This is a genomic window from Arsenicicoccus dermatophilus (assembly GCF_022568795.1).
Lineage (GTDB): Bacteria > Actinomycetota > Actinomycetes > Actinomycetales > Dermatophilaceae > Arsenicicoccus > Arsenicicoccus dermatophilus.
This window is the reverse complement of sequence record NZ_JAKZHU010000001.1, coordinates 2,798,485-2,823,508: the sequence shown is the minus strand read 5'-3', so window position 1 is coordinate 2,823,508 and position 25,024 is coordinate 2,798,485. Positions and strand designations below refer to the sequence as shown.

Here is a 25,024-nt window from a genome sequence, read left to right as displayed (position 1 = left end):
CGGCTCGTCGCCGCGCCCCCTGACCGACCCGGTCCGCGCCCGTCGTCGCCCTACCCTGGGCGCATGACCGACCTTCCCGTCCCGGACCCCGCCCTCGTCGCCGCCCTGCGGGCAGACCTGGGGGAGGTGGGCTACACGGTGGACGCGGTCACCGCTGCTCTCGGGCCGGTCGCGTCGGCAGCCCTGCACCGGGAGCAGTCCCTGCCCGCTCGCCGGGTCACCGAGGACGCCGACCGGCCCGGCCAGGTGCGCCCCGTGGAGCTGGTGGTGCGGGCCTTCACCCTCGGGGTGCCGGTGCGGGCGGCGGCTCTCGACGAGGCCCTGCCCCGCACGGGGACGGCCGGGCTGGTCGCGCTCGGCCTCGTCGAACCGGTCGAGCCCGCCACGTCGACCGAGCCGAACGAGCTGGACGCGTCGGCCGAGTCCCCCCAGCCGGTCGAGCGGGCAGACGAGCTGGTCCGGGCGCGGCTGGACCTGCGGCCCTACGGCGACGAGTCGCACACCTGGTGGGTGGCCTCCGACCTGGGCGAGCTCGCCCTCGGCCACGCGCTGCCCACCGACCACGTCCTCGGCATCGGAGGGGCCTCGGCGACCCTCGCCTCGTGGACGCCCCGTCGCCCGGTGCGCCGGGCGCTCGACCTCGGCACCGGCTGCGGCATACAGGCCCTGCACCTGGCCGATCACGCCGACACGATCGTCGCGACCGACCTGTCCGCCCGGGCGCTGGACGTCGCCCGCCTCAACGCCGCCCTCGCCGGGCAGACCTGGGACCTGCGCCGGGGCGACCTGCTCGAGCCGGTGGCGGGGGAGCGCTTCGACCTGGTGGTGAGCAACCCGCCGTTCGTGATCACGCCGCGCGGCGCCGGCGTCCCGACCTACGAGTACCGCGACGGGGGCGCTCGCGGCGACGACCTCGTCCGGCGCCTGGTCCGCGGCGTCGGCGAGCACCTGGAGCCGGGTGGGATCGCCCACTTCCTCGCCAACTGGGAGATCACCGCCGACCGCACCTGGCGCGACCGCTGGCAGGGGTGGCTCGAGGGCACCGGCCTGGACGCCTGGGTGGTGCAGCGGGAGGTCCAGGACCCGGCGGAGTACGCCGAGCTGTGGGTCCGCGACGGCGGCACCTCCTCCGGGCCGGACTTCGAGCGGCTGTATGCCGCCTGGCTCGACGACCTCGCGTCGCGCGGGGTCACCGGGATCGGCTTCGGCGTGGTCACCCTGCAGCGGCCGGCGTCGGCGCGCGCCCCCTGGATGGACCTGGTCGAGGTGACCGGGCCTGTCGGGTCGCCGATGGGCCCGACGATCGACGCGGGTCTGCGGGTGCGCACCTGGCTCGCCGAGCAGCCGGACCGGCGGGCCGCGCTGCTGGACACTGCCTGGCGGCTGGCGGACGACGTCACCGAGGAGCGCTTCGGGCGGCCGGGGGCCGAGGACCCGGCGATCATCCGGGTGCGACAGGGCGGCGGGCTCGGGCGCACCGTGACGGCGGGGACGGCGCTCGCGGCATACCTCTCGGTCGCCGACGGCAGCCTCACGCCGCACCAGGCGCTGGTGGCGATCGCCGCGCTGCTGGAGCGGGACCCCGACGAGGTCGTCGCGGAGGTGCTGGCGCCGCTGGAGGCCCTGGTGACCGACGGCCTCCTGACGCAGACCTGCCGGGGGTAGGTCTGCGGGGTCGGCCCGGCGGCGGGGGTGCGCTGCCAGGGATGTGCCGTGCGGGCGCGCCGCCGGGTCTCTGTGCGCGCACCGTGCTCCCTCCGCTACGGTGACCACCGAGCGCCCCGCCGCAGGCGACGACGAATCCGTCGCGGGGGCGTCAAGTGAGGCAGGTGTCATCCGTGGCTGGTCACAAGCTCGTCATCGTGGAGTCCCCCGGCAAGGTCAGGTCCATCCAGGGCTACCTCGGGGACGACTACGTCGTGGAGGCCTCCATCGGCCACATCCGCGACCTGCCCAACCCGCGCGAGCTGCCCGCGGACATGAAGAAGGGCCCCTTCGGCAAGTTCGCCGTGGACGTGGACCATGGCTTCGAGGCCTACTACGTCGTCGACCAGGACAAGAAGAAGAAGGTCACCGAGCTCAAGCGCCTCCTCAAGGACGCGTCCGAGGTCTACCTCGCCACCGACGAGGACCGCGAGGGCGAGGCCATCGCCTGGCACCTGCGCGAGGTGCTCAAGCCCAAGGTCCCGACCCGACGGATGGTCTTCAACGAGATCACCAAGGAGGCGATCCAGCGCGCGGTGCACGCCACCCGTGAGATCGACCAGGACCTCGTCGACGCCCAGGAGACCCGCCGGATCCTGGACCGGCTCTACGGCTACGAGGTCAGCCCGGTGCTGTGGCGCAAGGTCCGCCAGGGCCTGTCGGCCGGCCGCGTGCAGTCCGTGGCGACCCGCATGGTGGTCGAGCGCGAGCGGGAGCGGATGGCCTTCCGCAAGGCGTCCTTCTGGGACGTCGAGGGCGAGTTCGTGCCCGAGGGTGGGGGCCAGGCCTTCGCCGCGCGCCTGTCGGAGGTCGCCGGGCAGCGGGTGGCGCAGGGGCGCGACTTCGCCGACGACGGGACCCTGACGGCCCGCAACGTCGTCCAGCTCGACGAGGCCGCGGCCCAGGGCATCGCCACCGCCGTGACGGCCGCGGACGTCATGGTCACCGACGTCTCCGAGAAGCCCTACACCCGCCGCCCGTCCGCGCCGTTCATCACCTCCACCCTGCAGCAGGAGGCCTCCCGCAAGCTGCGGATGAGCAGCAAGAACGCCATGCGCGTCGCCCAGCGGCTCTACGAGGGCGGCTACATCACCTACATGCGCACCGACTCGACGACGCTGTCCGAGCAGGCGCTGACGGCGGCGCGGCAGCAGGCCCGGGACCTGTACGGCGCGGAGTACGTCCCCGACGCCCCGCGGCGCTACGAGAAGAAGTCCAAGAACGCCCAGGAGGCGCACGAGGCGATCCGTCCTGCGGGTGACCGCTTCCGCACCCCCGCCCAGGTCGCCGGGGAGCTGCGCGGCGAGGAGTTCGCGCTCTACGAGCTGATCTGGAAGCGCACCGTCGCCTCCCAGATGGCCGACGCCCGCGGGTCCACGGCCACCGTGCAGCTGGGCGGCGAGCTCGCCGACGGCCGCCGGGTGACCTTCGCCGCGAGCGGGACCGTGATCACCTTCCGTGGCTTCCTCGCGGCCTACGAGGAGGGGCGGGACGAGGACGAGCGCGCGGCCAAGGCCCAGGCCGACGAGGAGCGTCGCCTGCCCAAGCTGTCCGTCGGCGTCGCGCTGGACACGCTGCGTGCGCAGGCGGAGGGCCACGAGACCAAGCCGCCCGCCCGCTACACCGAGGCGACGCTGGTCAAGGCGCTGGAGGAGAAGGGCATCGGTCGCCCGTCCACCTACGCCGCGACGGTCGGCACGATCCAGGACCGCGGCTACGTCCGCACCCGTGGGTCCGCGCTGATCCCGACCTGGCTGGCGTTCGCGGTGACCCGTCTGCTCGAGGAGCACTTCACCGAGCTCGTCGACTACGACTTCACCGCCGGCATGGAGGAGTCGCTCGACCGGATCGCGTCCGGCGACCTGGGCCGGGTGCAGTGGCTGCAACGGTTCTACTTCGGCGACCCGACCCGCGACGCGGAGGGGCTGCAGGAGCTCGTCGCCGACCTCGGGGAGATCGACGCCAAGGGCATCTCCACCATCGAGCTCGGCGACGGCATGGTCGTGCGGGTGGGGCGTTACGGCCCGTATGTCGAGGAGGTGCTGCCGGCGGGCGTGGACCCGGCCACGGGCGAGGTGGCCGAGGGCGTGGAGCTGCCCGCGGACGGGGCGGCGCCGCGGCGGGCCACCATCGGCGACGACATCGCGCCGGACGAGATGACCCCGGCCAAGGCCCGCGAGCTGCTGGAGCTGGCCTCCGACGACGGCCGCGAGCTGGGGCAGGACCCGGCGTCCGGGCGCACCGTCGTGGCGCGCTCGGGTCGATACGGCCCCTACGTCACCGAGGCGCTGTCGGAGGAGGAGGCCGAGCTCAAGGGCAAGGCCAAGATCAAGCCGCGGACGGCCTCGCTCTTCAAGGACATGGACCTGGCGACGATCGACCTGGAGACGGCGCTGCAGCTGCTGTCGCTGCCCCGGGTCGTCGGCGTCGATGCCGAGGGCGTGGAGATCACGGCGCAGAACGGCCGGTACGGCCCTTACCTCAAGAAGGGCACCGACTCGCGCTCCCTGGAGACCGAGGCGCAGCTGTTCACGATCACCCTGGACGAGGCACTCGCCATCTATGCCCAGCCCAAGCAGCGTGGCCGGGGCGCGGCCAAGCCGCCGCTGAAGGAGCTCGGCGAGGACCCGGTGTCGGGCAGGCCCACCGTCGTCAAGGACGGTCGCTTCGGGCCCTACGTCACCGACGGCGAGACCAACGCGACCCTGCGCAAGGACGACGACCCGGAGACGATCACGCCGGAGCGCGGTTTCGAGCTGCTGGCCGAGAAGCGCGCCAAGGGGCCGACCACGCGCAAGCGGGCGGCCAAGAAGGCGCCGGCGAAGAAGGCTCCTGCCAAGAAGGCCGCCACCACGGCCACGAAGAAGGCGACGGCGAAGAAGGCGACGAGCGCGACCACGAAGAAGGCCACCACGAAGGCCACGACCAAGGCGGCCGCGAAGTCCGCCCCGAGCGCGGCGACCGCCACCACGACGGCCGAGCCGGGCGAGGTCCCTGACGCCGGCTGACAGCTACCTGGGAGCAGGTGAACACTCGTCACGCTGAGGTGATGAATGCCGCTGGTGGAAGCCAATTTTCGCGGCATAACGTCAACATCTCGATGCTCTCGGTAATCGAATGGCCCATGGTCTTGGCAGGCCGGGGAGCGGGATCTATCGTCGCCTCATGACCATCCGCTCTCTCGCCCTCGCCGGCGTCCTCGTCACCGCTGCGGTCTCCCTGTCCGCGTGCGGCGGTGGCGACTCGGCCGCCTCCCAGACCACCGTCGCCACGACCGCCGCGGCCGCCCCCGCCCAGGGGTCCGCCGCCGAGGCGACCACCCCCGCGGCCGGGTCCGCCACGACGAGCAACGGCGTCGCCGTCGGCGAGCCGCACCCCAGCAACATGGCTCCCTCCACGCTGACCAAGCAGGACGCGGGCGTCCCGGGGGCCTCGGGCGCCAAGGGTGCGACCATGCAGGAGTTCTGCGGCGACCTCAAGGTCGCGCAGTGGAGCCCGAAGGACATGGGCGACCTGCCCACCGGCGCTGACATCAAGGTGACCACCGAGGCCGTCGTGGACCGTCTGCAGCGCCTCGGCCCGGTGCGTCCCCCGGCCGAGCTGGCCCAGGACTGGCGCACGGCCCTGGAGTCCTTCGACACCGTCGCCAGCAAGGTCCAGGGGGCCAACAAGCCGGCCGCCGTCCCGGGCATCGTCAAGGCCGGTCTCGCCGAGAGCAAGGCGGCGCGCGACCACGTCCTCGAGGTCGCCAAGCCCTGCCGCTGACGCGCGGGACACGACACGTGGCGGACTGGCCCGTCGGGGGCCGGGACCGCCGCGCTCGTGTCCCCGGGCGGCGTCGACCCGGGGCATGAGGACCAAGAGCCTCGGGATCCGAGTCGGACGTGGGGGCGCCGGCACGGATCCTCAGGCTCTGCTGCATCTGCACCTGACCCGGTCGCCTGTGCGTCGCACCGGCGATCGGTCTCCCGCCCGAGCCGGGGGCTCGGGCGGGAGACCGATCGGGCGGGTGGTCGGCGTGAGCGCCGGCCGGTGGGGAGTCGTCAGTCGCCCAGCGCGGCGTCCAGGTCGGCGATGAGGTCCGCGGCGTCCTCGAGCCCGATGGACAGGCGCAGCACGTCGGCGTGTGGCTTCGCGGCGTCGGCGACCGGGCGGTGGGTCAGCGAGGCCGGGTGCTGGATGAGCGAGTCCACCCCGCCCAGCGACACGGCATGGATGACCAGCGAGGTCCGGTCGACCGCCCGCGCAGCGGCGTCATACCCGCCCTTGACGGCGAAGGCCACCATGGCGCCGGGTCCGGCCAGCTGCCGACCGATGATCCCCTGCGGGTCCTGACCGGGCAGCCCGGGGTAGTACACCCGCTCGACGGCGGGGTGCTGGGCGAGGTGCTCGGCGACCTGCTGCGCGGTGGCCTGCTGGGCGCGCACCCGGATCGGGAGGGTCTGCAGCCCGCGGTGGATGAGGTAGGCCGACAGCGGGTGCACCAGCGCGCCGGTGAGCGCGCGGACCGAGCGCAGACGCCGGGCCCAGTCGGCGTTCGTGGCGACGACGCCGGCGATGACGTCGCCGTGGCCGGCGAGGTACTTCGTCGCCGAGTGCAGGACCAGGGTGACCCCGTGGCGGGCCGGCTGCTGCAGCACGGGGGTCGCGAAGGTGTTGTCGACCAGGACGGGCACGTCGCCCGCCTGCCGGACCACGTCGTCCAGGTCGAGCAGCTCCAGCGTGGGGTTGGCCGGGGTCTCCACGATGACGACGCCGGTCTGCGGGGTGATGGCGTCGGCGATCCCGTCGGCGCTCACCCAGCTCACCGTGGTGCCGAGCAGGCCGTGGTCGAGGACGTGGTCGGTGCCGCCGTAGAGCGGACGGACGGCCACCACGTGCGGGGTCCCCGCGGACGCGCAGGCCACGAGCACGGCCGACAGGGCCGCCATGCCGGAGGCATAGAGGACGGCCTCGTCGCAGCCCTCGAGGGCGGCGACGGCCTCCTCGGCCCGGGCGACGGTGGGATTCCACAGCCGCTGGTAGATGTGCGTGTCGCCGGGAGCCGGGCGGCCGCCGGTGGCGAGGTTGTCATAGCTCGCGCCCCCCGCGAGGACGTCGCTCACCGGGTTGGTGGTGGACAGGTCGATCGGCGGCACGTGCACGCCGAGGGCCGTCAGGTCGGCGCGTCCGGCATGGACGGCGAGGGTGTCGGGGCGCATGTCGCCCTCGGGGGAAGCGGCCATGGGTGGGCTCTCCTTCTGCGTCTTTGCAGCAGCGCCGCGGTGGCGGTGCGTCGTCAGACTAGCGAGCGCCCACCTGCCTCGGCGCGGGGAGGTCGGCCCGGGTGCAGCGCGACCACTGCCACGCGACCGCGAGCGCCGCGACCGCGACGTCGACGGGCCAGGGCGCGACCACCGCGCCGGAGACGGCCACGAGCGCGACCTCGTAGCCCTGGGCCGCTGTCAGGGCGCCCGCCGGCATCATCCCGAAGGCCGTCGGGATCATCACGCCCATGAGGGCGAGGTTGCGTGGGCGGGCACCTGCCAGCAGCGACGCGACCGCCGCGAGGGTGAGCGTGGCGGCGGTCGCGAGCGGGAGTCCCACCAGGGCGGAGGCGGCCAGGCTCCAGGGCGCCGCGGCGAGCACGGGGCCGACGAGCAGCGCCGATCGCACCTGGTGGTCGGGCAGCGGCAGGTCCCGGCGCAGCCCGGTCGAGCGGGTCCACAGGACGAGCCCGTCCCCGGCGTCGCGGGCGACGCGGGCCGCGGCCAGACCCAGCGCGGGCAGGGTGACCAGGGGCGGCGCCATGGTGGCGAGCAGCGCGCACCCCACCAGCAGGGGTATGCCGAGAAGCAGCCGGTCGTGCCGGCGGGCGACGCTCGCCAGGTCGCGGTGCACCAGGGCGAGCACGCCGGTGCCCGCGCCCCGCCGGGAGCCGAACCGGCCTCGGCGTCCGAGGCGGGCATGCTCGGCGCGCTGGGCCACCGCGCTCGCGTCGAGCATCAGCGCCGCCTCGTGGGCCGTCGAGAAGGACTCGCCCGCCCGCTGCAGCTCGGCGCCGTCCACCGCGTCGCACCGTCGGTCGGCGAGGGCCAGCAGGGCGAGGGCGGCAGCCAGGGCGAAGGCTCCGGCGGCGAGCAGCAGCACGGGCGCCGGCAGCCCCGGCACGGGCAGTCCCGGCACCGACAGCCCGGCCGGGAGGCCAGGCCATCCGCCTGAGCCCGCCGGGCCTGCGCCCGCTCCGCCCAGGCCGGACCAGGCCCCGGCCGTGAGGCGGGCGAGCCCCGCGACGAGCACCCCGCCAGCAGGAGGAGGGGCGGGAGCCGGGTCATCCGGGTGCGCCATACCGGGTCGTGCTGGGCCGCGGCGACGCCCCCGGTGACCAGGGCCCCCAGGACGGCGCCGAGCGGTGTGCCCCACGCCAGGGCGTCCGGGGTGACCGGCAGCCCGGCGGTGGCCGCCACCGTGGGGCCTGCCAGCCCGCAGACGAGCGCCGCGCCGAGGGCGACGAGCCACACCCGCCCGCGCAGGTCGGGCCGTCGGGGCGCGGGCCCGGAGAGCAGCCAGGTCGTCCGGGTCGCGTCCGCGCCGACCGGTCCCCAGTCGCGGACGGCCGCGGCGGTCGCGCCCAGCACGAGCAGACCCAGGGCGACGGCTGCGACGGGGCCGCCCCCGTGACCGCAGCCGGCCCCGGTGCACGCGGCCCGGGCGATCAGGTGGCTCCACCCGCTCGCGGTCATCGCGGCGAGCAGCAGCAGGCCGAGCACCCACGTGTAGACCTCGGTGACGGCGCCGCCCGGCTCGCCGTGCTCGCGCCGGGCCCGCCCGAGGTAGGCACGGGCGTCCGCCAGGTCCGCGGCGCCCGCCTCAGACGGCACCGTGCAGCTCCACCACGCGCGCCCCCGAGGCGGCGACCAGGTCCGGGTCGTGCGAGGCCATGAGCACCGACCTCCCCGCGGCGGCCCGGTCGGCCAGCCAGGTCCCGAGCCAGGCCCGTCCGGCCTGGTCCAGCCGTTGCTCGGGCTCGTCGAGGACCAGCAGGGACCACGGTCGCACCAGCGTGGCCGCGAGCGAGACCCGGCGTCGCTGGCCGGAGGAGAGGGTCCACGGCACCTGGTCGGCGACATGGGCGATCCGCAGGGTGTCCAGCGCCGCGTCCACCCGCTCGTCGGGGTCCGCGACGCCGTGGGCGCGGGCCAGCACGTCCAGGTGCTCGAGCACGGTCACGTCCGGCCAGAAGCCCGCGTCGTCGAGCACCGCGCACACCGCCCGCCGCACCTCGGGGTCGGTGTCGCGCAGCGCCCGGCCGTCGAGCGTCGCCTCGCCCGCATCCGGTCGCTCCAGGCCCAGGACGCACCGCAGCAGCGTGGTCTTGCCCACGCCGTTGGGTCCGACGAGGGCGACCACCTCCCCCGGCCGCACGTGGACCGTGACGTCGCGGACCACCGGGCGTCCGGCATACGTCTTGCTCAGACCGACGATCGCCAGGCCCTGGTCCATGGCTTTCCCCCCCGATCGCTTGACCCTCACGCGACGTGAGCCGTCACCGTGACAGACATGACCACGACGACAATGGTTCCCGTGCAGCTGCTGACGGTCGGTTAGGTGTCCGAGACGTATGGCGTGACGGTGCGCACCCTGCACCACTACGACCAGGTCGGGATCCTGTGCCCGAGCGAGCGCAGCGCCGCGGGCTATCGCCTCTACACCGAGGACGACCTGGGGCGGCTGCAGCACGTGGTCGTCTACCGGCGGCTGGGCTTCTCCCTGGAGGAGGTCGCCCAGCTGCTCGCGGACGTCGACGCGCAGGGGAGCCAGGCGGCGGTGGCGCACCTGCGCCGCCAGCGCGAGGTGGTCAGGACCAGGCTCGCCGAGATGCGTGACCTCGTGCGGGCCATCGACCGAGCGATGGAGAGAGCCATGAACGACACCCCCGCCACCCCCCAGGACCTGCAGGAGATCTTCGGCCAGGCCTGGGACGAGCACGAGGGCTACCAGGCCGAGGCCGAGCAGCGCTGGGGCGACACCCCGCAGTGGGAGCAGGCCCAGGCTCGTCAGGCCGGTATGACGAAGGCCGACTGGGCCGACGTGAAGGCCGAGTCCGACGCGCTGGAGCGGGATCTCGCGGCGGCCCTGGCCGCGGGGGAGGACCCGGGCTCCGACGTGGCCGCGGTGCTTGCGGAGCGTCACCGGGCCGCGATCGGGCGGCACTACGACTGCCCGCACACGTTCCACGTCAGGCTCGCCGAGATGTCTGTCGCGGACGAGCGCTTCCGCTCCCACTACGAGGAGCGCCACCCGGGCCTCGCGCAGTGGCTGCACGAGGCCATCGTGTCCAACGCCGCACGTCACGGGGCTGTCGGCGAAGGCATGTGACGCCTGGGGCAGATGGGACGGGAGGGGCTGCCGAGGTCTGCGGGACCTGTGGACGAAGTGTGGCAACGGGTGACCATCGCCGCTTTCGTTACGTATTCTGGCCAGAGGGTCGTCCCTCTGCGGCCCGGAAGAAGGTCCCGATGCGTCACCATCCGTTCCGTCCTGCCCCTGGCCGCGGGCTCGTGGCTCTGTCGGCCGTCGGTCTGGGTGCCGTCGTCGCAGCCGGGACCGTGCTGCCCGCGGCGGCCTCGACCGGCGCGGCCACGAGCCGCCAGCCCCGGGCCGGGTCGGTGCCCGTGGCCCTGGTGATCAAGCCGCAGCCGACGATCACCATCCCCCCGGGCGAGACCCCGACGCCGACCCCCACCCGGACGCGGCCCACCAAGACGCCCAAGCCGCCCAAGCCCACGAGCACGCCGACCCAGTCACCCCCGGCGCCGCCCACCTCATCCCCGCGGCCGACCACGCCCCGCCCACGGCCCACCGTGCCGCCGGCGCCGGGGCCCACGACGTCCCCGTCGTCGCCGGCGCCGCCGCGACCGCGGCCCACGGCCACCGTCACGACCGCGCCTCCTCGCCCGACGTCGCGTCCTGAGCCGACGCGCTCCAGGCGCTCCCCGACGTCGCACCGGGGGACCCCCGACGGCACCGCGCCGTCCTCGTCGTCCTCCTCGCCGACGCCGGACGACGCGATGCCCACCACGCAGCACCCCACCACGACGATCCCGCTCGAGGCACCCGCCACCGAGACCGATCCCCTCGGCACCGAGGCGGCGCCCGGCGTGGCGCCCGACCCGACCAGCACGGACCCGGCCCCCTCACCCACGAGCAGCGAGGCCGAGCCGCTGGCGTCGTCGGTCATCCGGGACCCCGGCGATGACGTGGGGCGCACCGGAGCGTTCTTCGCCGCGCTGACGGCTGCCCTCTCCGGTGGCATCATCTATGTGCGCCGTCGCAACCGTGGGGACGAAGAGTTCGCCTGAGCCCCAAGAGATCTCACGACCTGCGGGGGTGACGGCAGTGCCTGTCCGACGTCGACCCCGATCCGGAGGAACCCTCCCGCCATGGTCCTAGCTCGGCTCGGACGCGCCCTGCTGTCGTCGATGGGACTCGACGGCAGCGAGGAGTCCTCCGGGGTCCCCTCGGACCACCCGGGCCGCGCCCCCCTGATCCTGCTCGGCGCCGCCGGGCTGCTGGGGCTGGGGGCCACGGGCCTGGGCCAGGCCGGTCCCTCGAGCCCGCGCTCCAGCACCCCGCGGGTGACCGACGGGCATGTCCGCTCGGTCGATCTCGCGGCCAGGCTCCCACCCCTGGAGGGGGCGCCCGCCACCACGACGGCGGTGGTCGGGGCGAGCCCGACGCCAGGCGTGGCCGCCCGGTCCGCCGTGCCGCCCACGCCCCGCACCGCCGCCTCCCCGGCCCTGCCCGCACCCGCCGGCCACGCCGTGACCGCCTCGCCTCGACCCACCGTCACCGTGGTGGTCCCGCCCCCACCCGTCACCGTCACCGTCGTGGCGCCGGCTCCCGGTCGGGCCGCCGCCGCTGCCCGGTCGGCGGTGCCGCCCTCGCCGAGCACCGCGCCCACCCCGGCGACCACGTCGGCCTCCGTGCCGGCCCCCGCCTCGAGGGCTCCGGCGCAGCCGGGCCGGACAGCAGCCGCGGTGCCGACCGATGCTGTCGCGGGCGTCGCCGAGGCCACCCCCGAGCCCGTCTCTGCACCCGGCGCCCCCGCCCCGCCCGGCACCCGGCCGTCCGTGGGCCCCGGTCACGCGGCTGCAGCGGCCGCCTGGAGGGACCCGGGCGACTCCGTGGAGCGCGCCACCGGGCTCTTCCTCGCGCTCACCTCGCTGGTGCTGGGGGGCTGCCTGTGGCTGCGCCGCCAGTTCCCCGGGCGACGCCGCACCTCTGCCGAGGGGTGACCCCGGCTCGGTTGCTGCGGCATACCCCTGGTCCGCACCGGGGCCCGCACGCCGAGACCGTCCGTGGCCCGCACGGGCCGAGGGCGTCCCCACCCGTGGTGGGGACGCCCTCGACGAGATGGCTCCAGGATCAGCCGCGGTCGTCCTGCCGCTCCTTGCGGGCCTGCTCCCTGATGCCCTCGCGGCGCAGGTCCGTGGCCTCGGCCTTGAGCTCCTCGACGGTCCGCTCCTGCTTCTTGATCCCCTTGTCGTCGCGGGGCGGCAGGAGCACCTGGTCCTCGGCGGGCATGCCCGCGGCCAGCTGGCGGGAACGCTCGATCTCCGAGTCGAGCTCGGCGCCGAAGAGCAGCGCCAGGTTGGTGATCCACAGCCACAGCAGGAAGACGACGGTGCCGGCGACCGAGCCGTAGGTCTTGTTGTAGGACCCGAAGTTCGAGACGTAGAACCCGAACGCCGCCGACGCGAGCACCCACACCCCGAAGGCCACGGCCGCGCCCGGCGAGAACCACTTGAACGTCGGCTGCTTGACGTTGGGCGTGGCGTAGTAGAGCAGGGCGATGACCAGGCACACGACCACGGCGATGAGGGGCCACTTGATCAGGGTGTAGGCCGTCTTGACGGGTCCGTCGAGCCCGACCAGGCCGCTCACCCAGTCCGTCATCGGGCCGGAGATGATCAGCAGCAGGCCGGCCAGGGTGATCAGCAGCAGGGTCACCGCGGTGATGCCGAGCTGCAGGGGACGCAGCTTGAGGAAGGGGCGACCCTCGCGCACGTCGTAGATGCGGTTCATCGCCCGGCCGAAGGCGCCGATGTAGCCCGACGCCGACCACAGGGCGGTCAGCAGACCGACGACGAGCGCGAAGCCGGACGCCTTGGACGCCGCGATCTCCGTGATGATCGGGCCGAGCAGGTCCACCGCCTGGGGACTCAGCTGCTTGACGCCGTCGAGCATCTTGGTGAGCGTGTCACCGTCCTGGCCGAAGATGCCGAGCAGCGAGATCAGGGCCAGGATCGCCGGGAAGACCGACAGCACCGAGTAGTACGTCAGCGCGGCCGCCAGGTCGGTGCACCCGTCGCGGGTGAACTCCTTGAGGGTGCGCTTGAAGGCGTACTTCCAGTGCGGGCTGGGCAGCTCGGACATCTCCTCCGGCTTGCCGTGGTCGTCGGGGTCGTCCTCGGGTCGAGCGCCGGCGGGACGGTCCAGGTCGTCGACGTCCTCGTCGGCGCGTGGGGGAGGGGGCGTCATCGGGTCATCTCCTCGGGGGGGCAGGGGTGCGTTCAGGCAACCACATGCCCCGGGGAGCACCGGGACATTCCGCGCGAACCGTGTCCGGACCGTTGTCCTGCCCGTGGGCCCGAGGGCAGGTATGGCGCAGGTGAGTCGTGACGGGCAGGAGGTGGGCGAGCCGCTCAGCGCGAGTCGTCGGGCCAGGGGACCGGCTGGCCGAAGTAGTAACCCTGCACCGCGTCGGCGCCGAGCTCGACGACCCGGGCGAGCTGCTCGCGGGTCTCGACTCCCTCGCAGACGGCGCGGATCCCGAGGGCCCGGGCCACGTCGAGCGTGGACCGGAGCATCGCCAGGTCGACCGCGCTGGTCAGACAGCCGCGCACGAGCACGCCGTCGACCTTGAGGACGTCGACGGGCAGGTCGCGCAGGTTGCCGTAGCTCGTGGTGCCGGCCCCGAAGTCGTCCAGGGCGAAGGCCACCCCCGTCGCGGCGAGGTGGTCCATACCGGCGCGGACGGCCGACGTGGAGCCGATGGGCAGCCGCTCGGTGAGCTCGACGACCAGCCGCCCGGCCTGGCCGGAGCGGCGGACGAGGTCCTCGGCCCAGTCGACGAAGGCGCCGTCGACCATCGAGTGGGGGCTGACGTTGCAGGACACCCGGGCATGGGTGCCCTCGCGGTCGAGGGTCTCCACGACCCGGGTGAGGACGGCCCGGTCCAGGGCGTTGACCACGTCGTACTGCTCGGCCAGGACCACGAAGTCGTCGGGGAGCAGGAGTCGGCCGTCCTCGTCGACGAGGCGCACGAGGACCTCGGCGTCCATCGGGGCATCGAGGTCGCTGACCACGCTGGTGATGGGCTGGGCAACCATCGTGAGCCGTCCGCCGAGCACGGCGGAGCGGACGGCGTCCATCCGGCGCAGCTCGCCGTGGGTGTCGGACTGTCCGTCCGCGCTGGGCACGTGCACGAGCACCCGCCCGCGGCCGGACCGCTTGGCCAGGTAGGCCGCCGACTCGGCGCGGGAGACGATCTCCTCGATGCCGTGGCCGTGACCGGTGATGGTGTAGACCCCGGCCGAGAAGGTCGCGGGGACGTCGCGGCCGCCGACCTGCACGGGGTGGTGGGCGAGGTCCTCGGCGACGGCCTCCAGGGCGTCGCGCAGCTCCTCGGCCGGTCCCTCGGACAGAGCGCCGAACTCGTCGCCGCCGACCCGGAAGACCGTCGTCGGTGCGCTGGAGTCGATGGCGCGCAGCCGCTCGGCGACCGCCCGCAGCACCCGGTCGCCGGAACTGTGGCCGAGGCGGTCGTTGGTCATCTTGAGGTGGTCCAGGTCGATGAACGCGAAGGACGCCTCGCCCCGGCCCGCGGCCCGGGCCTCGCCGATGGCCTCGAAGGCCGCGGCGCGGTTGGGCAGCTGGGTGAGGGCATCGGTCCGCTCCAGGGCGCGCGTCGTGCTGAGCAGCGCGGTGAGCTGGGCCTGCAGGGCGTGCGGGTCCTCGGCCGGCGGGGCGTCCACGAGGCGATGGGCCCGGCTGGAGACGATGGCACCGACGAGGGCCGCGAGGTCGACCAGGCGGGTGGGGATGACCTCGCGGGCGGTGACGGCCAGGCCACCGACCAGGGACCGGCCGAGGGTGATCGGGACGGTCACCCGCTCGACATACCCCTGGTCCAGCAGCGTCACCAGGAAGGGATGCGTCTGTCCCGCCAGGGTGAGCACGTGCGGCGGCGCCCCGGGCTCGAGCCCGGCCAGGCATCCTGGCACGAAGGTGAAGGTGGTGACCGGGAGCTCGCCGGGCTCGCCGCCGTGGAGCAGGTGCGCGGTGACGTTCTGGCCCCGGTCGTCGAGCAGCCCGAGCTCGATCCGGTGGTGGCCCAGCACCCTGGGGAGGTGGGTGGCGAGGGCGTCCACGAGGTCCTGACGGCTGCCGGACAGGGGCAGGCGATCGGCCAGCGCGCTCAGGTGGGTGAAGGCGTTTCGGGGGAACCGCGCAGAGGGCAGCGCAGCGAGCCGTCGGCCGCTGCGCTCGTCCTCCCCAGGCGTCGTCACGTGCTCCAGGGTAGAGCCGATCCCGTACTGCGGCGGCGTCGGCGCCGTCAAGGGCCTCCGCACGGGGAAGATCGTCGCGGGATGCACCGACAGCGTGACCGAGCGTGAGTCGTCCGAGGGTCGTCGTGGCCCCGAGGTATGTCGGCAGGCTGTCCTAGGCTCGGTTCCGTGATCTCAGGAGCGCAGACCTCGGCGGCGACGTCCCCGGCCGGGACCCCAGGAGCCCGGACCCGTCCGGAGCCCGGCCGCCGGACGTCGGGCGGGATCTTCGTGGCGCTCGAGGGCGGCGACGGGGGCGGCAAGTCCACGCAGGCCGCCCTGCTGCGGGACTGGCTGGGCGGGCTCGGCCACACCGTCGTGCTCACCCGCGAGCCCGGCGGGTCGCCGCTCGGGGTCCAGGTGCGCGAGCTGCTGCTGCACGGCGACCACGTCGCCCCCCGCGCCGAGGCGCTGCTGTATGCCGCGGACCGGGCGCACCACGTCGCCACCGTCGTCCGCCCGGCGCTGGAGCGAGGCGAGGTCGTCGTGACCGATCGCTACCTCGACTCCTCCGTGGCCTACCAGGGGGCGGGGCGCGCCCTGGCCGCGCAGGAGATCCGCGACCTGTCGCTGTGGGCGGTCGAGGGGCTGCTGCCCGACCTCACCGTCCTGCTGGACGTCAGCGCCGCCACCGGCCGGGAGCGCCGCGGGGACGTGCACGACCGGCTGGAGTCCGAGCCGGACGACTTCCACGAGAGGGTGCGGGCGGGCTTCCTGGCCCTGGCGGCCGCCGAGCCGCAGCGCTATCTCGTCGTGGACGCGTCGCTGCCGCCCGAGCAGGTGCACGCCGCGGTGCGCGAGCGGCTCGCGGAGCTGCTGCCGTGACCAGCCCGACGACGCAGCCAGGACCGGCCTCGTCGGTCACCTCGCCCGTCGGCGCCACCGCGGCGGCCGGGCCCGGGGTGTGGGAGCAGCTGGTCGGCCAGCAGCCCACGATCGAGACCCTGTCGGCCGCGGTGGCCGACCCGACGGCGATGACGCACGCCTGGCTGCTGACCGGGCCGCCCGGGTCCGGGCGGTCGGTGGCGGCCCGCTGCTTCGCCGCCGCGCTGCAGTGCCCGCAGGGCGGGTGCGGCACCTGTCTGGAGTGCCGGACCGCGCTGGACGGCACCCACGCCGACGTCGACGTGGTCGCCACCTCCGGGCTGTCCATCGGCGTCGACCTCGCCCGGCAGCTGGTGCAGACCGGCGCCCTGCGGCCCTCGGTCGGCCGCTACCGGGTGATCGTGGTCGAGGACGCGGACCGGCTCACCGAGCAGGCTGCCAACGCGCTGCTCAAGGCCGTCGAGGAGCCGGTGTCGCGCACGGTGTGGCTGCTGTGCGCACCCTCGCTCCACGACGTCATCGTGACGATCCGCTCGCGGTCGCGGCACGTGCGGCTGCGGACGCCTCCGGTCGCCGCGGTCGCCGAGCTGCTCGTGCGCCGCGACGGGGTGGACCCCGCGATGGCGGCCTACGCCGCGCGCGCTGCCCAGAGCCACATCGGTATCGCCAGGCGGCTCGCCACCGACGCGGCCGCCCGTGAGCGCCGGCACACGATCGTGTCGCTGCCGGCCAAGATCCAGGGGGTGGGCGACGCCGTCGACGCCGCGGCCGACCTGGCCGCCATCGCCGACGAGGAGTCCGGAGCCTCCGGCGCGGAGCGCGACGCCGTCGAGCGCCGCCAGCTGCTGGAGCGCCTCGGGGCCGACCCCGCCGCGCGCGCCCAGCCGCCGCACGTCCGGTCCGCGGTCGCCGCCCTCGAACGCGAGCAGAAGCAGCGGGCCACCCGCCACGCCCGCGACGTCATCGATCGCTCCCTCGTGGACCTGACCAGCGTCTATCGCGACGCCCTCGTCCGCCGGCTCGGCACACCCGTCGACCTGGTCAACGTGGACATCGAGCCCGTGGTCGCCCGCGTCGCGCAGGTCAACACCTCCGAGCAGCTGCTGCACGCCATCGACGCCATCGGCATCGCCCGCGAGCGCATCGACCGCAACGTCGCGCCCCTGCTGGCGCTCGAGGCGATGTGCCTGGCGCTGCGTCTGCCGCGGTGAGCCGGGGCGCGTCTGGGAGGAGTTGGTGCCGGAGACCCAGTCTCTCGCCATACCATCAGCCAGAGCGACGATCCACCGCCCGCTCCCGCCCCTGCTGACCTGGAGATCTCCCGCATGCTGCCGCGCCCGTCCCGTCCTGCCCGTGTGCTCGCCGTCCTCACCGGCCTCTCCCTGGCCGTCGGTGGTTGCTCCTTGCCCGGTTCGCAGAAGACCGCCACCAGCACCACCTCGGCGGCGGGCATGCCCTCCCACTCGCCCGACCTCGCGAAGTTCTACTCCCAGACCATCGACTGGCAGAAGTGCGGGCGCTTCCAGTGCGGCGAGCTGCTGGTCCCCGTGGACTACGACAAGCCGACGGGCGAGACGATCAAACTCGCCCTCAAGCGCCAGCGGTCCACGTCCCGCTCCCGTGCGGGCTCCCTGGTGATCAACCCCGGCGGCCCGGGTGCCTCCGGGGTGGACTTCGTGGAGGACTTCGCACCCACGGTGGCGGGGAACGTGCAGCGGCACTACGACATCGTCAGCTTCGACCCGCGCGGCGTCGCCCGCTCCCACCCGGTCACCTGCCTGGACGCCAAGGAGATGGACACCTTCCTCGGGCAGGACCCGACGCCCGACGACCAGTCCGAGCGCGAGCAGATGATGGCGCAGAACAAGAAGTTCGCCGACGCCTGCAAGCAGCGCACCGGTGACCTGATCGCGCACGTCTCCACCGTCGAGGCCGCCAAGGACATGGACGTGCTGCGGGCGGCGATCGGCGACCCCAAGCTCAACTACTACGGCGCGTCCTACGGCACCTTCCTGGGGGCGACCTACGCCGGCCTGTTCCCCAAGCACGTCGGGCGCGTGGTCCTCGACGGCGTCATCGACCCCGCCCAGGACGGCAAGCAGTCGGCGCTCGGGCAGGCCACGGGCTTCGAGCGGGCCACGCGGGCGTACATGGAGCACTGCGTCGGCACCGGCCAGTGCCCCCTCGGCAAGACCGTCGACGAGGCGATGCAGGGTCTCAGCGACTTCCTCAAGCAGGTCGACGCCAAGCCGATCGACGCCCGCGGCATCGGCACCGGCACCCTCACCGAGGGGTGGGCCTCGCTGGGCCTGGCGCTGCCGATGTACTCCTCCGAGCTGTGGCCCGACCTGGACCAGGCGCTCATCGCCGCCAAGCAGGACAACGGGCAGCCGCTCATGCGCCTGGCGATGCAGTATGCCGACCGCAACGACGACGGCACCTACAAGGGCAACATGCTCCAGGCGATCAACGCGGTGAACTGCCTGGACCGCCCGACGCCCGGAGGTGCGGACACCTTCGCCCAGGAGGAGAAGGACTTCACCGCCGCCGCCCCGGTGTGGGGCCGGTTCATGGCCTGGGGCGAGTCGGTGTGCGGGCCCTGGCCGGTCACGGGCAAGGGCAAGGCCGAGCCGATCAAGGCGACCGGCTCCGGACCCATCGTCGTGCTGGGCACGACCCGCGACCCGGCGACCCCCTACGAGAACTCCGTGGCCCTGGCCAAGGCGCTCGACGAGGGCGTCCTGGTCACCCGCGAGGGGGACGGCCACACGGCCTACCAGCAGGGCAACAACTGCATCGACCGGCTGGTCGACGACTACCTCGTCAAGGACAAGGTGCCCTCCGACGGCGCCCGCTGCTGAGTTGGCTCGCGAGCCTGGCCGACCTGTATAGTGAGCGACCGGTCGTCCTCGACGGCTGATGCCGCTTTAGCTCAGTCGGCCAGAGCGATTCACTCGTAATGAATAGGTCGTCGGTTCGATTCCGACAAGCGGCTCGGACAAGGCCCTCCACCACCGTGGGGGGCCTTTCCGCTGCTTCCGGGGAGGGGTGGCGCGGCGGCCCCGGCGATACCTCGACCGACCCGAGTGGCACCACGTTCCCGAGATCCCTCTCCCGACCCGGCCTTCCCCTGGTGCTGCGCTCCCCGGAGCTTCTTCCGTCTGAGGTTCTGACCTGCGGTGTCGCAGCATCCGGATGGCGGTGGCGGTGGATGGCGCGGACGTCGTGCCGTACGCCGGGCCTGCTGGGGACGACCACATGACATCACCTCGGGAACCCGCGATGACCGGCACGTTCATGCCGTGCCGGTGTGCTCTGTCGCCGTGGTGGGCCGGTCCGCGCCGCGGGGTCTGCTCCTGACGCGGTCGGTCCCCGGTGACGGTGCCGCCCCGGCACGAGGTGGGCTGTGGAGCGTGCCTGCTCCACGGTGTTGAAGGACGGGTTGCCGGTCGTGCTGAGCGACGTGTGGAGAGACTCGCGGCCGACGCCGGCGGCCTCTGCCACGCCCGTGGCCGTGTCGATGTCCGTGGTCTGGGTCGACGTGTCTCCTCGGACCAGCAGCAGGACGACGGTCTGCTCGTGCTGCAGGTAGCAGACCCGGCAGCCGGGACCGACGTGGAAGCGCATCTCGTAGACCTGCTCCCCGACCGGTTCGAGGTCACCGACGAGCCGCCCCTTCGAGCTGGCAGCGCCGTGGTGCCAGGTGGATCCGCGCGCGACCCCGAGTGGCCGTGAGCTGGCGGATCCACCTGTCGTCGGTGTCTGTGGTGAGGAGACTGCACCGTGGGCTGCCCCAACAGCGCAGGGGAGGGCGCCAGGGGACGGATGGGGGCGGGCAGCATGGGGGCGGGGCGGGCGAGCCTCCGTGGGGCGTCGGAGAAGCCCGCAGGATCCTGCGGGGGTGCGCCGGAAGAAGGAATCACCCACCCCGGCGGGGACCCGGGCTGCGTGCAGCCCCGGTGCCGGGGTGGGTGACCTCAGGCGATCAGCGGATCAGGCCTTGGGGTAGTGCGTGCTCAGCATGGTGTCGATCCACTGACGCATCTGCGGCTCCTGGACGAAGCCCACCAGCGGCTTGAGCTGCATCTTGCCGTTGTAGAAGACGTACATGATCGGCATGCCCTGGGGGCGGACGCCACGGCCGTGGAGCAGGCAGGCCACCGTCGGCAGGTCGGCGTTGACGAGGCTCCACTTGCCCCCGTCGGCCTTGACCATCTTCTCGGCCATCTCGCCGTGCTTGCGGAAGGGGCGGCCCATGTGGACGCGCAGGGCGACCGGGTGACGCTTGGACATGGCGATCATCTGGTTCCAGGTCGCGGTGTCCTTGAGCTCCATGACGAGCGGGTCGTTCGCGGGGGCCTGGCCCTTGGCGACGCCGTCGAGCCACGCGGTGATGGCAGCCTTGTCGCCCTCGTAGCCGGTGTGACGGGCGATCTCCTTGCCGTCACGGAAGGCGATGAGGGTCGGGAACCACGGGTTGTCGAACTTCTTCCACAGCTCCGGGAAGGCCGTGCCGTCGAGACGCGTGTACTGCCAGGAGCCCTTGTCGGCCTTGTACTTCTCGTCCATGATCGGCGCGAGCGCCAGGCAGGGCTCGCACTGGTCCTTGGAGAAGTCGATGACGACGGTGCGCTTGGCGGACTCCTGGATGACCTCCTTCTGGAAGTTCTTGTCGGTCAGCTGCACGGCGCCCGCGGGGAGGGTGGGCAGCTTGCCGTCACCGGGCACGGGGGCCGGGGCTGGGGTGCTGGTGGGTACCGGGGCGGGCTTCGGGCCCGGCTTGGTGGGGGCCGGCTTGGGGCCGGGCTTGGTGGGGGCCGGCTTGGGGCCGGGCTTCGGGCCGGGCTTGGTGGGGGCCGGCTTGGGGGCGGGCTTCGGGCCCGGCTTGGTGGGGCCGTAGGCCTTGACCACGCTGTCGATCCAGCTGCTCGTCTTGCCCTGGCCGCCCCAGCCGACCATGCGGGCGGGCGACTTCATCTCGCCGCTCTTGCCCCAGGGGATCATCGTGGGGAGCCCGCGGACGCCGAACTCCTGGGCTGCGTCCTTGGCCTTGTCGGTGTCGATGACCGCGAGGGTCCAGGTGCCGCCGGCCTTGGCGTTGAGGTCGTGGATGACCGGGTCGAGCTGGCGGCAGGCGCCGCACCACGACGGCGCGGTGACCAGGAAGACGACCGGCTTGGACTTGGCCATCTCCTTGACCTGGGCCTTGTTGGCGGAGGTGACCTCGACCACGGAGCCCTGGGCGGCGACGTCGACGGCCGGGACGGAGCGTGCGGGGGTGGCCTGGGCGGCGAGAGCGGGGGTGAAACCGGCCCCGAGGCCGGCGACCATGAGGCCGGCGGCCAGCGCGCCGGCGGTCTTGGACGAGCTGTGCATGTGAGTTCCTGTCTGGAGCGGGCCGGGGCCCGGGGACGGAGGGGTTCCTGGGCGAGCGCTCGACCGGAGCGGGCCGCGCTGCGCGACAGGGACACCTCGGACCCTAGCGGCGGGCCAAACAGGTGAAAACTCGTCTACCCACCGACAGACCTCAAGGGTGACCTTGCGTAGCCGGCAGGCTGCCTCGGTCACATGTCCCGGCAAAAAGGTGGCGATAGGTCACAAAACAACCACGACCAGTGATCTTGGTCCCGCATGTCGAGCCGGGCAGCACCACGGGTCCCCAGCCAGCCTTCAGCCAGCCGTCCGGTCGACGGGTGGGCGGGCGCTCAGCGGATCAGCCGGCGCTCCCGGGCCACCCGCGCCGCGGCCGTGCGGTTGTCCACGCCGAGCTTGTCGTACACGTGCACCAGGTGCCCCTTGACCGTGGACTCGGAGATGAACAGGCGTCGCGCGATGTCCCGGTTGCCGGCCCCGGTGGCGAGCAGCTGCAGGATCTCGGCCTCGCGCGGGCTCAGCCCGGCGTCCGGGGCGGCGACGCGACCGACCATGCGCAGCGCCACCTCCGGGGACAGGGCTGGGCGGCCGGCCGCGGCGTCGAGCACCGCCTGGACCAGGGTGGCGGTGGGGGTGTCCTTGAGGACATAGCCGACGGCACCGGCCTCGAGCGCCCCGAAGATGTCCGTGTCGGCATCGAAGGTCGTCAGCACCATCACCCGCACCTGCGGGTGGGTCGCGCGCAGCTGCCGGGTGGCCTCGATGCCGGTGATCCCCGTGCCGAGCTGCAGGTCCATGAGCACCAGGTCCGGGCCCTGCCCGGCGCGGGCGAGCGCGTCGACCACCACGAGCGCCTCCTCGCCGGAGGCGGCCTCGCCGACCACGTCGATGCGCGGGTCGGCGGCGAGCAGGGTGTGCAGCCCGGCCCGGACGATGGGGTGGTCGTCGACCAGGACGATCCGGGAGGTCATGGCTGCTCCTGCGGCTGCGCGGGCGGGTGGGGGTCGGGCGTGCGGCCCGCGGCCGTATGCCGGACGGGGGCGGTCAGCGCCACGGTGGTGCCCTCGCCGGGGACGCTGTCGACGGTCACGGCGCCGCCCACCTCGGCGAGTCGTGCCCGCAGCCCTCGCAGCCCGAAGTGCGCCGTCCCGTCGGACGGCCCGGGCGCGGCGGGGTCGAAGCCCACCCCGTCGTCGACCACGTCCACGACCACCTCGTCCCCGAACCAGCCCAGCCCGACGGCGCAGCGGGACGCCCGCGCGTGACGCAGGACGTTGGCCAGGGTCGCCTGGGTGCCGCGGTGCAGGGCGGTCATCGTGGCCGGAGCCACCTGGGAGGGAGGGTTTCCCGTGACCGAGACGGTGACGTCGAGCGGGTGGCCGGCCGCCTGGGAGCGGCGGGCGGCGTCGGCGACGAGGCCCCGCAGGGCTGCCTCGAGCCCGGCCGCGCTCGCGGGCCCGCCGTCCAGGTCGCGGGTGAATCGCCTTGCCTCCGCGAGGTTCTCACGCGCCGTGGTCTCGATCAGAGCCAGCGCCTGGGGGTCGTCGGGGCGGGCGGTGCGGGCGAGCACGACGATCGAGGCGAGCCCCTGGCCGATGGTGTCGTGGATCTCGCGGGCGAGCCGCTCGCGCTCGGCGAGGACGCCGTTGGTGTGCTCGGTGGCCGCGAGATCCTCGTGGGTGCGCCGCAGCTCGTCGAGCAGGGCGCGATGTCGCAGGGCGTCCCGGCGCAGCTGCACGTAGATCGCCTGGCCGAGCAGGGCCACCAGGGCGCCGAGCAGCGGACCCAGCCAGGCGCCGACCGCGGGTGGAGCGATCGGCCCGCCCCACAGGTGGTCTCGCGCCGACCCACCCGCCACGGCCCAGCCCACCAGGGCGAGCACCACGAGCGGCCCGCCCGGCCCGGGCAGCGCCAGCAGGGCGAGGAAGAACATCGGGAAGGCCACCCACGCGAAGCCGTCCGTGGCCAGGACGCCGAGGCCCCACAGGAGCAGCAGCCCGGCCAGCCACCACCGCGTCGCCGGCCCGAGGGGGAGAGGAGACAGCGGGTCGTGGTGGCCGAAGCGGTCGGACAGGGGATGAGGACGAGCGCTCCCGGCGGCATACAGCAGGAGCAGGAGCCCGGCCGCACCCAGGGCGAGGCAGACGCGAGTCTCCCCGGCGGGCACGGTCGTTCGCTGCAGCCAGGACCGCAGCACCGCCACCAGCGTCAGCAGCCCGACGGCGGTGTGCATGGCGTGCCGCATCGTCACGACCAGGCGACGGTCGCTCACGGGTCCGGCGGGCGCGCTCACCCGCGCACGATAACCCCGCGTGGCGGCTCGTCACCGGTCCGGACGGACCGTCCTGACCCGTCCGGTCGTCGCGGGACCCCGACCACCGGACCCCGCCGGACCGGTCCGGCGGGGAGGGAGGCTGGAGCCATGTTCGTCGCCCTGCGTGAGATCCGCACCGCGCGAGGACGGTTCGCCCTGATGGTGACCGTCGTCGCGCTCATCACCCTGCTGCTCGCCGTGCTCACCGCCCTCACCCAGGGCCTCGGCCGACAGTCCACCTCGGCCCTCGACACGCTCGACGGGCGCGTCGACCGGATCGTGCTCACCCCCACCTCGGGGACGACCGCGACGTATGGCGACTCGGTGGTCACCGCCGCGCAGGCCCGCACCTGGTCGGCTGCGGCCGGGGTCGAGGGCGTGGAGCCGCTGGCCATCGGGCACGCCCGGGTCGCACGCCCGGGCACCGGGTCCGCCGCGTCGGTGGCGCTGTGGGGAGCGCCACCGACCGGTGTGGCGGCCCGGACCCTCACCGACCAGGCCCCCGCGACCCCACCGCTCGACGAGAGGGCGATCGTGCTGCCGCAGGACACGGCCGACGCGCTCGGCGTCCGCGTCGGCGACCCGGTCGACGTCGAGGGGCACGGGCTGCGGGTCGCCGCGGTGCGGCCCACCCGGTGGTACTCGCACTCCCCGGTCGCCCTCGTCACCAGCTCGACCTTCGCCCAGGTGGGGCACCTGGCGCGCGGGCAGGTCGGCTCGGCGCTGCTGGTTCGCACCACCGGGTCCGACGAGGCGCTCGCGGCCCTGGACGCCCGGGCCGGGACCGTCGCCCTGAGCCCGGGCGACTCGCTCGGCGCCCTGCCCGGCTACCGCAGCGAGCGCTCCTCGCTGCTGCTGGTCCAGGGCTTCCTCTACGCGATCTCCGCGCTGGTCGTGCTGGCCTTCGTCAGCGTCTGGACGATCCAGCGCACCCGTGACCTGGCGGTGCTGCGGGCCCTGGGGGCCTCCCGCCGCTATGTCCTCGGCGACGCCCTCGGCCAGGCGGCGAGCCTGCTCGTCGTGGGCACCCTGCTCGGCGGCGCGCTCGGGGCGTCGACGGTGCTCGCCCTGCGCGACACCGCCCCCGTGCTCGCCGGGCCGACGACCTTCGCCGTACCCGTCCTCGGCATCGCCGTCCTGGGCCTGCTCGGCTCGGCGGCCGCCACCCGGCGCGTCTCCCGCGTCGACCCCCTGCTCGCTCTCGGAGGCAGCTGAG

At 74.0% G+C, this 25,024-nt stretch carries 19 protein-coding genes and 1 tRNA gene; 11 read left to right on the top strand and 9 right to left on the bottom strand.

Annotated elements, in window-relative coordinates:
- The first annotated feature begins 63 nt into the window (after positions 1–63).
- The 3 genes from MM438_RS13095 (at position 64) to MM438_RS13085 (ending at position 5,469) form a co-directional block, all read left to right on the top strand.
- On the top strand, positions 64–1,665 hold the full coding sequence (locus tag MM438_RS13095) for a N5-glutamine methyltransferase family protein (RefSeq protein WP_241453106.1): 1,602 nt from the start codon (positions 64–66) through the stop codon (positions 1,663–1,665).
- Between the two features lie 173 nt (positions 1,666–1,838).
- A complete protein-coding gene (gene topA / locus MM438_RS13090) occupies positions 1,839–4,712 on the top strand; it encodes a type I DNA topoisomerase (protein ID WP_338155553.1) in 2,874 nt (957 codons plus the stop codon).
- 157 nt (positions 4,713–4,869) lie between these two features.
- Positions 4,870–5,469: a hypothetical protein gene (locus MM438_RS13085; protein ID WP_241453100.1), complete on the top strand. Its 600-nt coding sequence runs from the start codon at positions 4,870–4,872 to the stop codon at positions 5,467–5,469.
- 278 nt (positions 5,470–5,747) lie between these two features.
- Here MM438_RS13085 and MM438_RS13080 read toward each other — a convergent pair whose 3' ends face one another.
- The 4 genes from MM438_RS13080 to MM438_RS13065 are packed head-to-tail and all read right to left on the bottom strand — an operon-like array spanning position 5,748 to position 9,186.
- Entirely contained in the window at positions 5,748–6,929 is a 1,182-nt protein-coding gene (locus tag MM438_RS13080) for a trans-sulfuration enzyme family protein (protein WP_241453098.1), read from the bottom strand.
- A 58-nt stretch (positions 6,930–6,987) separates the two neighbouring features.
- The gene (locus tag MM438_RS13075; RefSeq protein ID WP_241453506.1) at positions 6,988–7,782 is read right to left on the bottom strand and encodes a DUF6297 family protein; all 795 of its coding nucleotides are present in this window, start codon (positions 7,780–7,782) and stop codon (positions 6,988–6,990) included.
- Positions 7,689–8,564, bottom strand: coding sequence for a DUF6297 family protein (locus MM438_RS16820; RefSeq protein WP_241453097.1), 876 nt, complete (start codon positions 8,562–8,564; stop codon positions 7,689–7,691). The genes MM438_RS13075 and MM438_RS16820 overlap by 94 nt, the downstream gene beginning before the upstream one ends.
- Positions 8,554–9,186, bottom strand: coding sequence for an ABC transporter ATP-binding protein (locus MM438_RS13065; protein WP_241453096.1), 633 nt, complete (start codon positions 9,184–9,186; stop codon positions 8,554–8,556). The genes MM438_RS16820 and MM438_RS13065 overlap by 11 nt, the downstream gene beginning before the upstream one ends.
- Positions 9,187–9,291: 105 nt before the next feature.
- Between MM438_RS13065 and MM438_RS16815 the strand changes: the two genes are divergently transcribed.
- The 3 genes from MM438_RS16815 to MM438_RS13050 all read left to right on the top strand — a co-directional run bounded on the left by MM438_RS16815 (position 9,292) and on the right by MM438_RS13050 (position 11,981).
- Positions 9,292–10,062: a MerR family transcriptional regulator gene (locus MM438_RS16815; RefSeq protein ID WP_241453095.1), complete on the top strand. Its 771-nt coding sequence runs from the start codon at positions 9,292–9,294 to the stop codon at positions 10,060–10,062.
- A gap of 140 nt (positions 10,063–10,202) precedes the next feature.
- On the top strand, positions 10,203–11,045 hold the full coding sequence (locus MM438_RS13055) for a hypothetical protein (protein ID WP_241453094.1): 843 nt from the start codon (positions 10,203–10,205) through the stop codon (positions 11,043–11,045).
- Positions 11,046–11,126: 81 nt separating this feature from the next.
- On the top strand, positions 11,127–11,981 hold the full coding sequence (locus MM438_RS13050; protein WP_241453519.1) for a hypothetical protein: 855 nt from the start codon (positions 11,127–11,129) through the stop codon (positions 11,979–11,981).
- A gap of 130 nt (positions 11,982–12,111) precedes the next feature.
- Here MM438_RS13050 and MM438_RS13045 read toward each other — a convergent pair whose 3' ends face one another.
- Both MM438_RS13045 and MM438_RS13040 read right to left on the bottom strand, forming a co-directional pair.
- Complete coding sequence (locus tag MM438_RS13045) at positions 12,112–13,227, bottom strand: YihY/virulence factor BrkB family protein (protein WP_241453093.1); 1,116 nt, start codon at positions 13,225–13,227, stop codon at positions 12,112–12,114.
- A 164-nt stretch (positions 13,228–13,391) separates the two neighbouring features.
- Positions 13,392–15,257 (bottom strand): putative bifunctional diguanylate cyclase/phosphodiesterase, encoded by a 1,866-nt coding sequence (locus tag MM438_RS13040; protein WP_241453092.1) that lies wholly within the window; start codon positions 15,255–15,257, stop codon positions 13,392–13,394.
- Positions 15,258–15,425: 168 nt separating this feature from the next.
- Here MM438_RS13040 and tmk point away from each other — a divergent pair, with 168 nt between their 5' ends.
- From tmk to MM438_RS13020, 4 genes are all read left to right on the top strand, one after another.
- Entirely contained in the window at positions 15,426–16,121 is a 696-nt protein-coding gene (tmk, locus tag MM438_RS13035) for a dTMP kinase (RefSeq protein WP_407568189.1), read from the top strand.
- A gap of 77 nt (positions 16,122–16,198) precedes the next feature.
- On the top strand, positions 16,199–17,332 hold the full coding sequence (locus tag MM438_RS13030) for a DNA polymerase III subunit delta' (protein WP_241453503.1): 1,134 nt from the start codon (positions 16,199–16,201) through the stop codon (positions 17,330–17,332).
- Between the two features lie 114 nt (positions 17,333–17,446).
- Positions 17,447–18,982, top strand: a complete 1,536-nt coding sequence (locus MM438_RS13025; protein WP_241453091.1) for an alpha/beta hydrolase — start codon at positions 17,447–17,449, stop codon at positions 18,980–18,982.
- A gap of 60 nt (positions 18,983–19,042) precedes the next feature.
- Positions 19,043–19,116 (top strand) — tRNA-Thr (locus MM438_RS13020).
- A 998-nt stretch (positions 19,117–20,114) separates the two neighbouring features.
- On the opposite strand, the gene MM438_RS13015 is transcribed toward MM438_RS13020, so the two are convergent.
- From MM438_RS13015 to MM438_RS13005, 3 genes are all read right to left on the bottom strand, one after another.
- Positions 20,115–21,497 (bottom strand): thioredoxin family protein, encoded by a 1,383-nt coding sequence (locus MM438_RS13015; RefSeq protein ID WP_241453089.1) that lies wholly within the window; start codon positions 21,495–21,497, stop codon positions 20,115–20,117.
- A gap of 329 nt (positions 21,498–21,826) precedes the next feature.
- A complete protein-coding gene (locus MM438_RS13010) occupies positions 21,827–22,465 on the bottom strand; it encodes a response regulator (RefSeq protein ID WP_241453087.1) in 639 nt (212 codons plus the stop codon).
- The gene (locus tag MM438_RS13005; protein ID WP_241453086.1) at positions 22,462–23,787 is read right to left on the bottom strand and encodes a sensor histidine kinase; all 1,326 of its coding nucleotides are present in this window, start codon (positions 23,785–23,787) and stop codon (positions 22,462–22,464) included. The genes MM438_RS13010 and MM438_RS13005 overlap by 4 nt, the downstream gene beginning before the upstream one ends.
- 129 nt (positions 23,788–23,916) lie before the next feature.
- Between MM438_RS13005 and MM438_RS13000 the strand changes: the two genes are divergently transcribed.
- Positions 23,917–25,023, top strand: a complete 1,107-nt coding sequence (locus MM438_RS13000) for an ABC transporter permease (protein WP_241453085.1) — start codon at positions 23,917–23,919, stop codon at positions 25,021–25,023.
- Position 25,024: the final 1 nt, after the last annotated feature.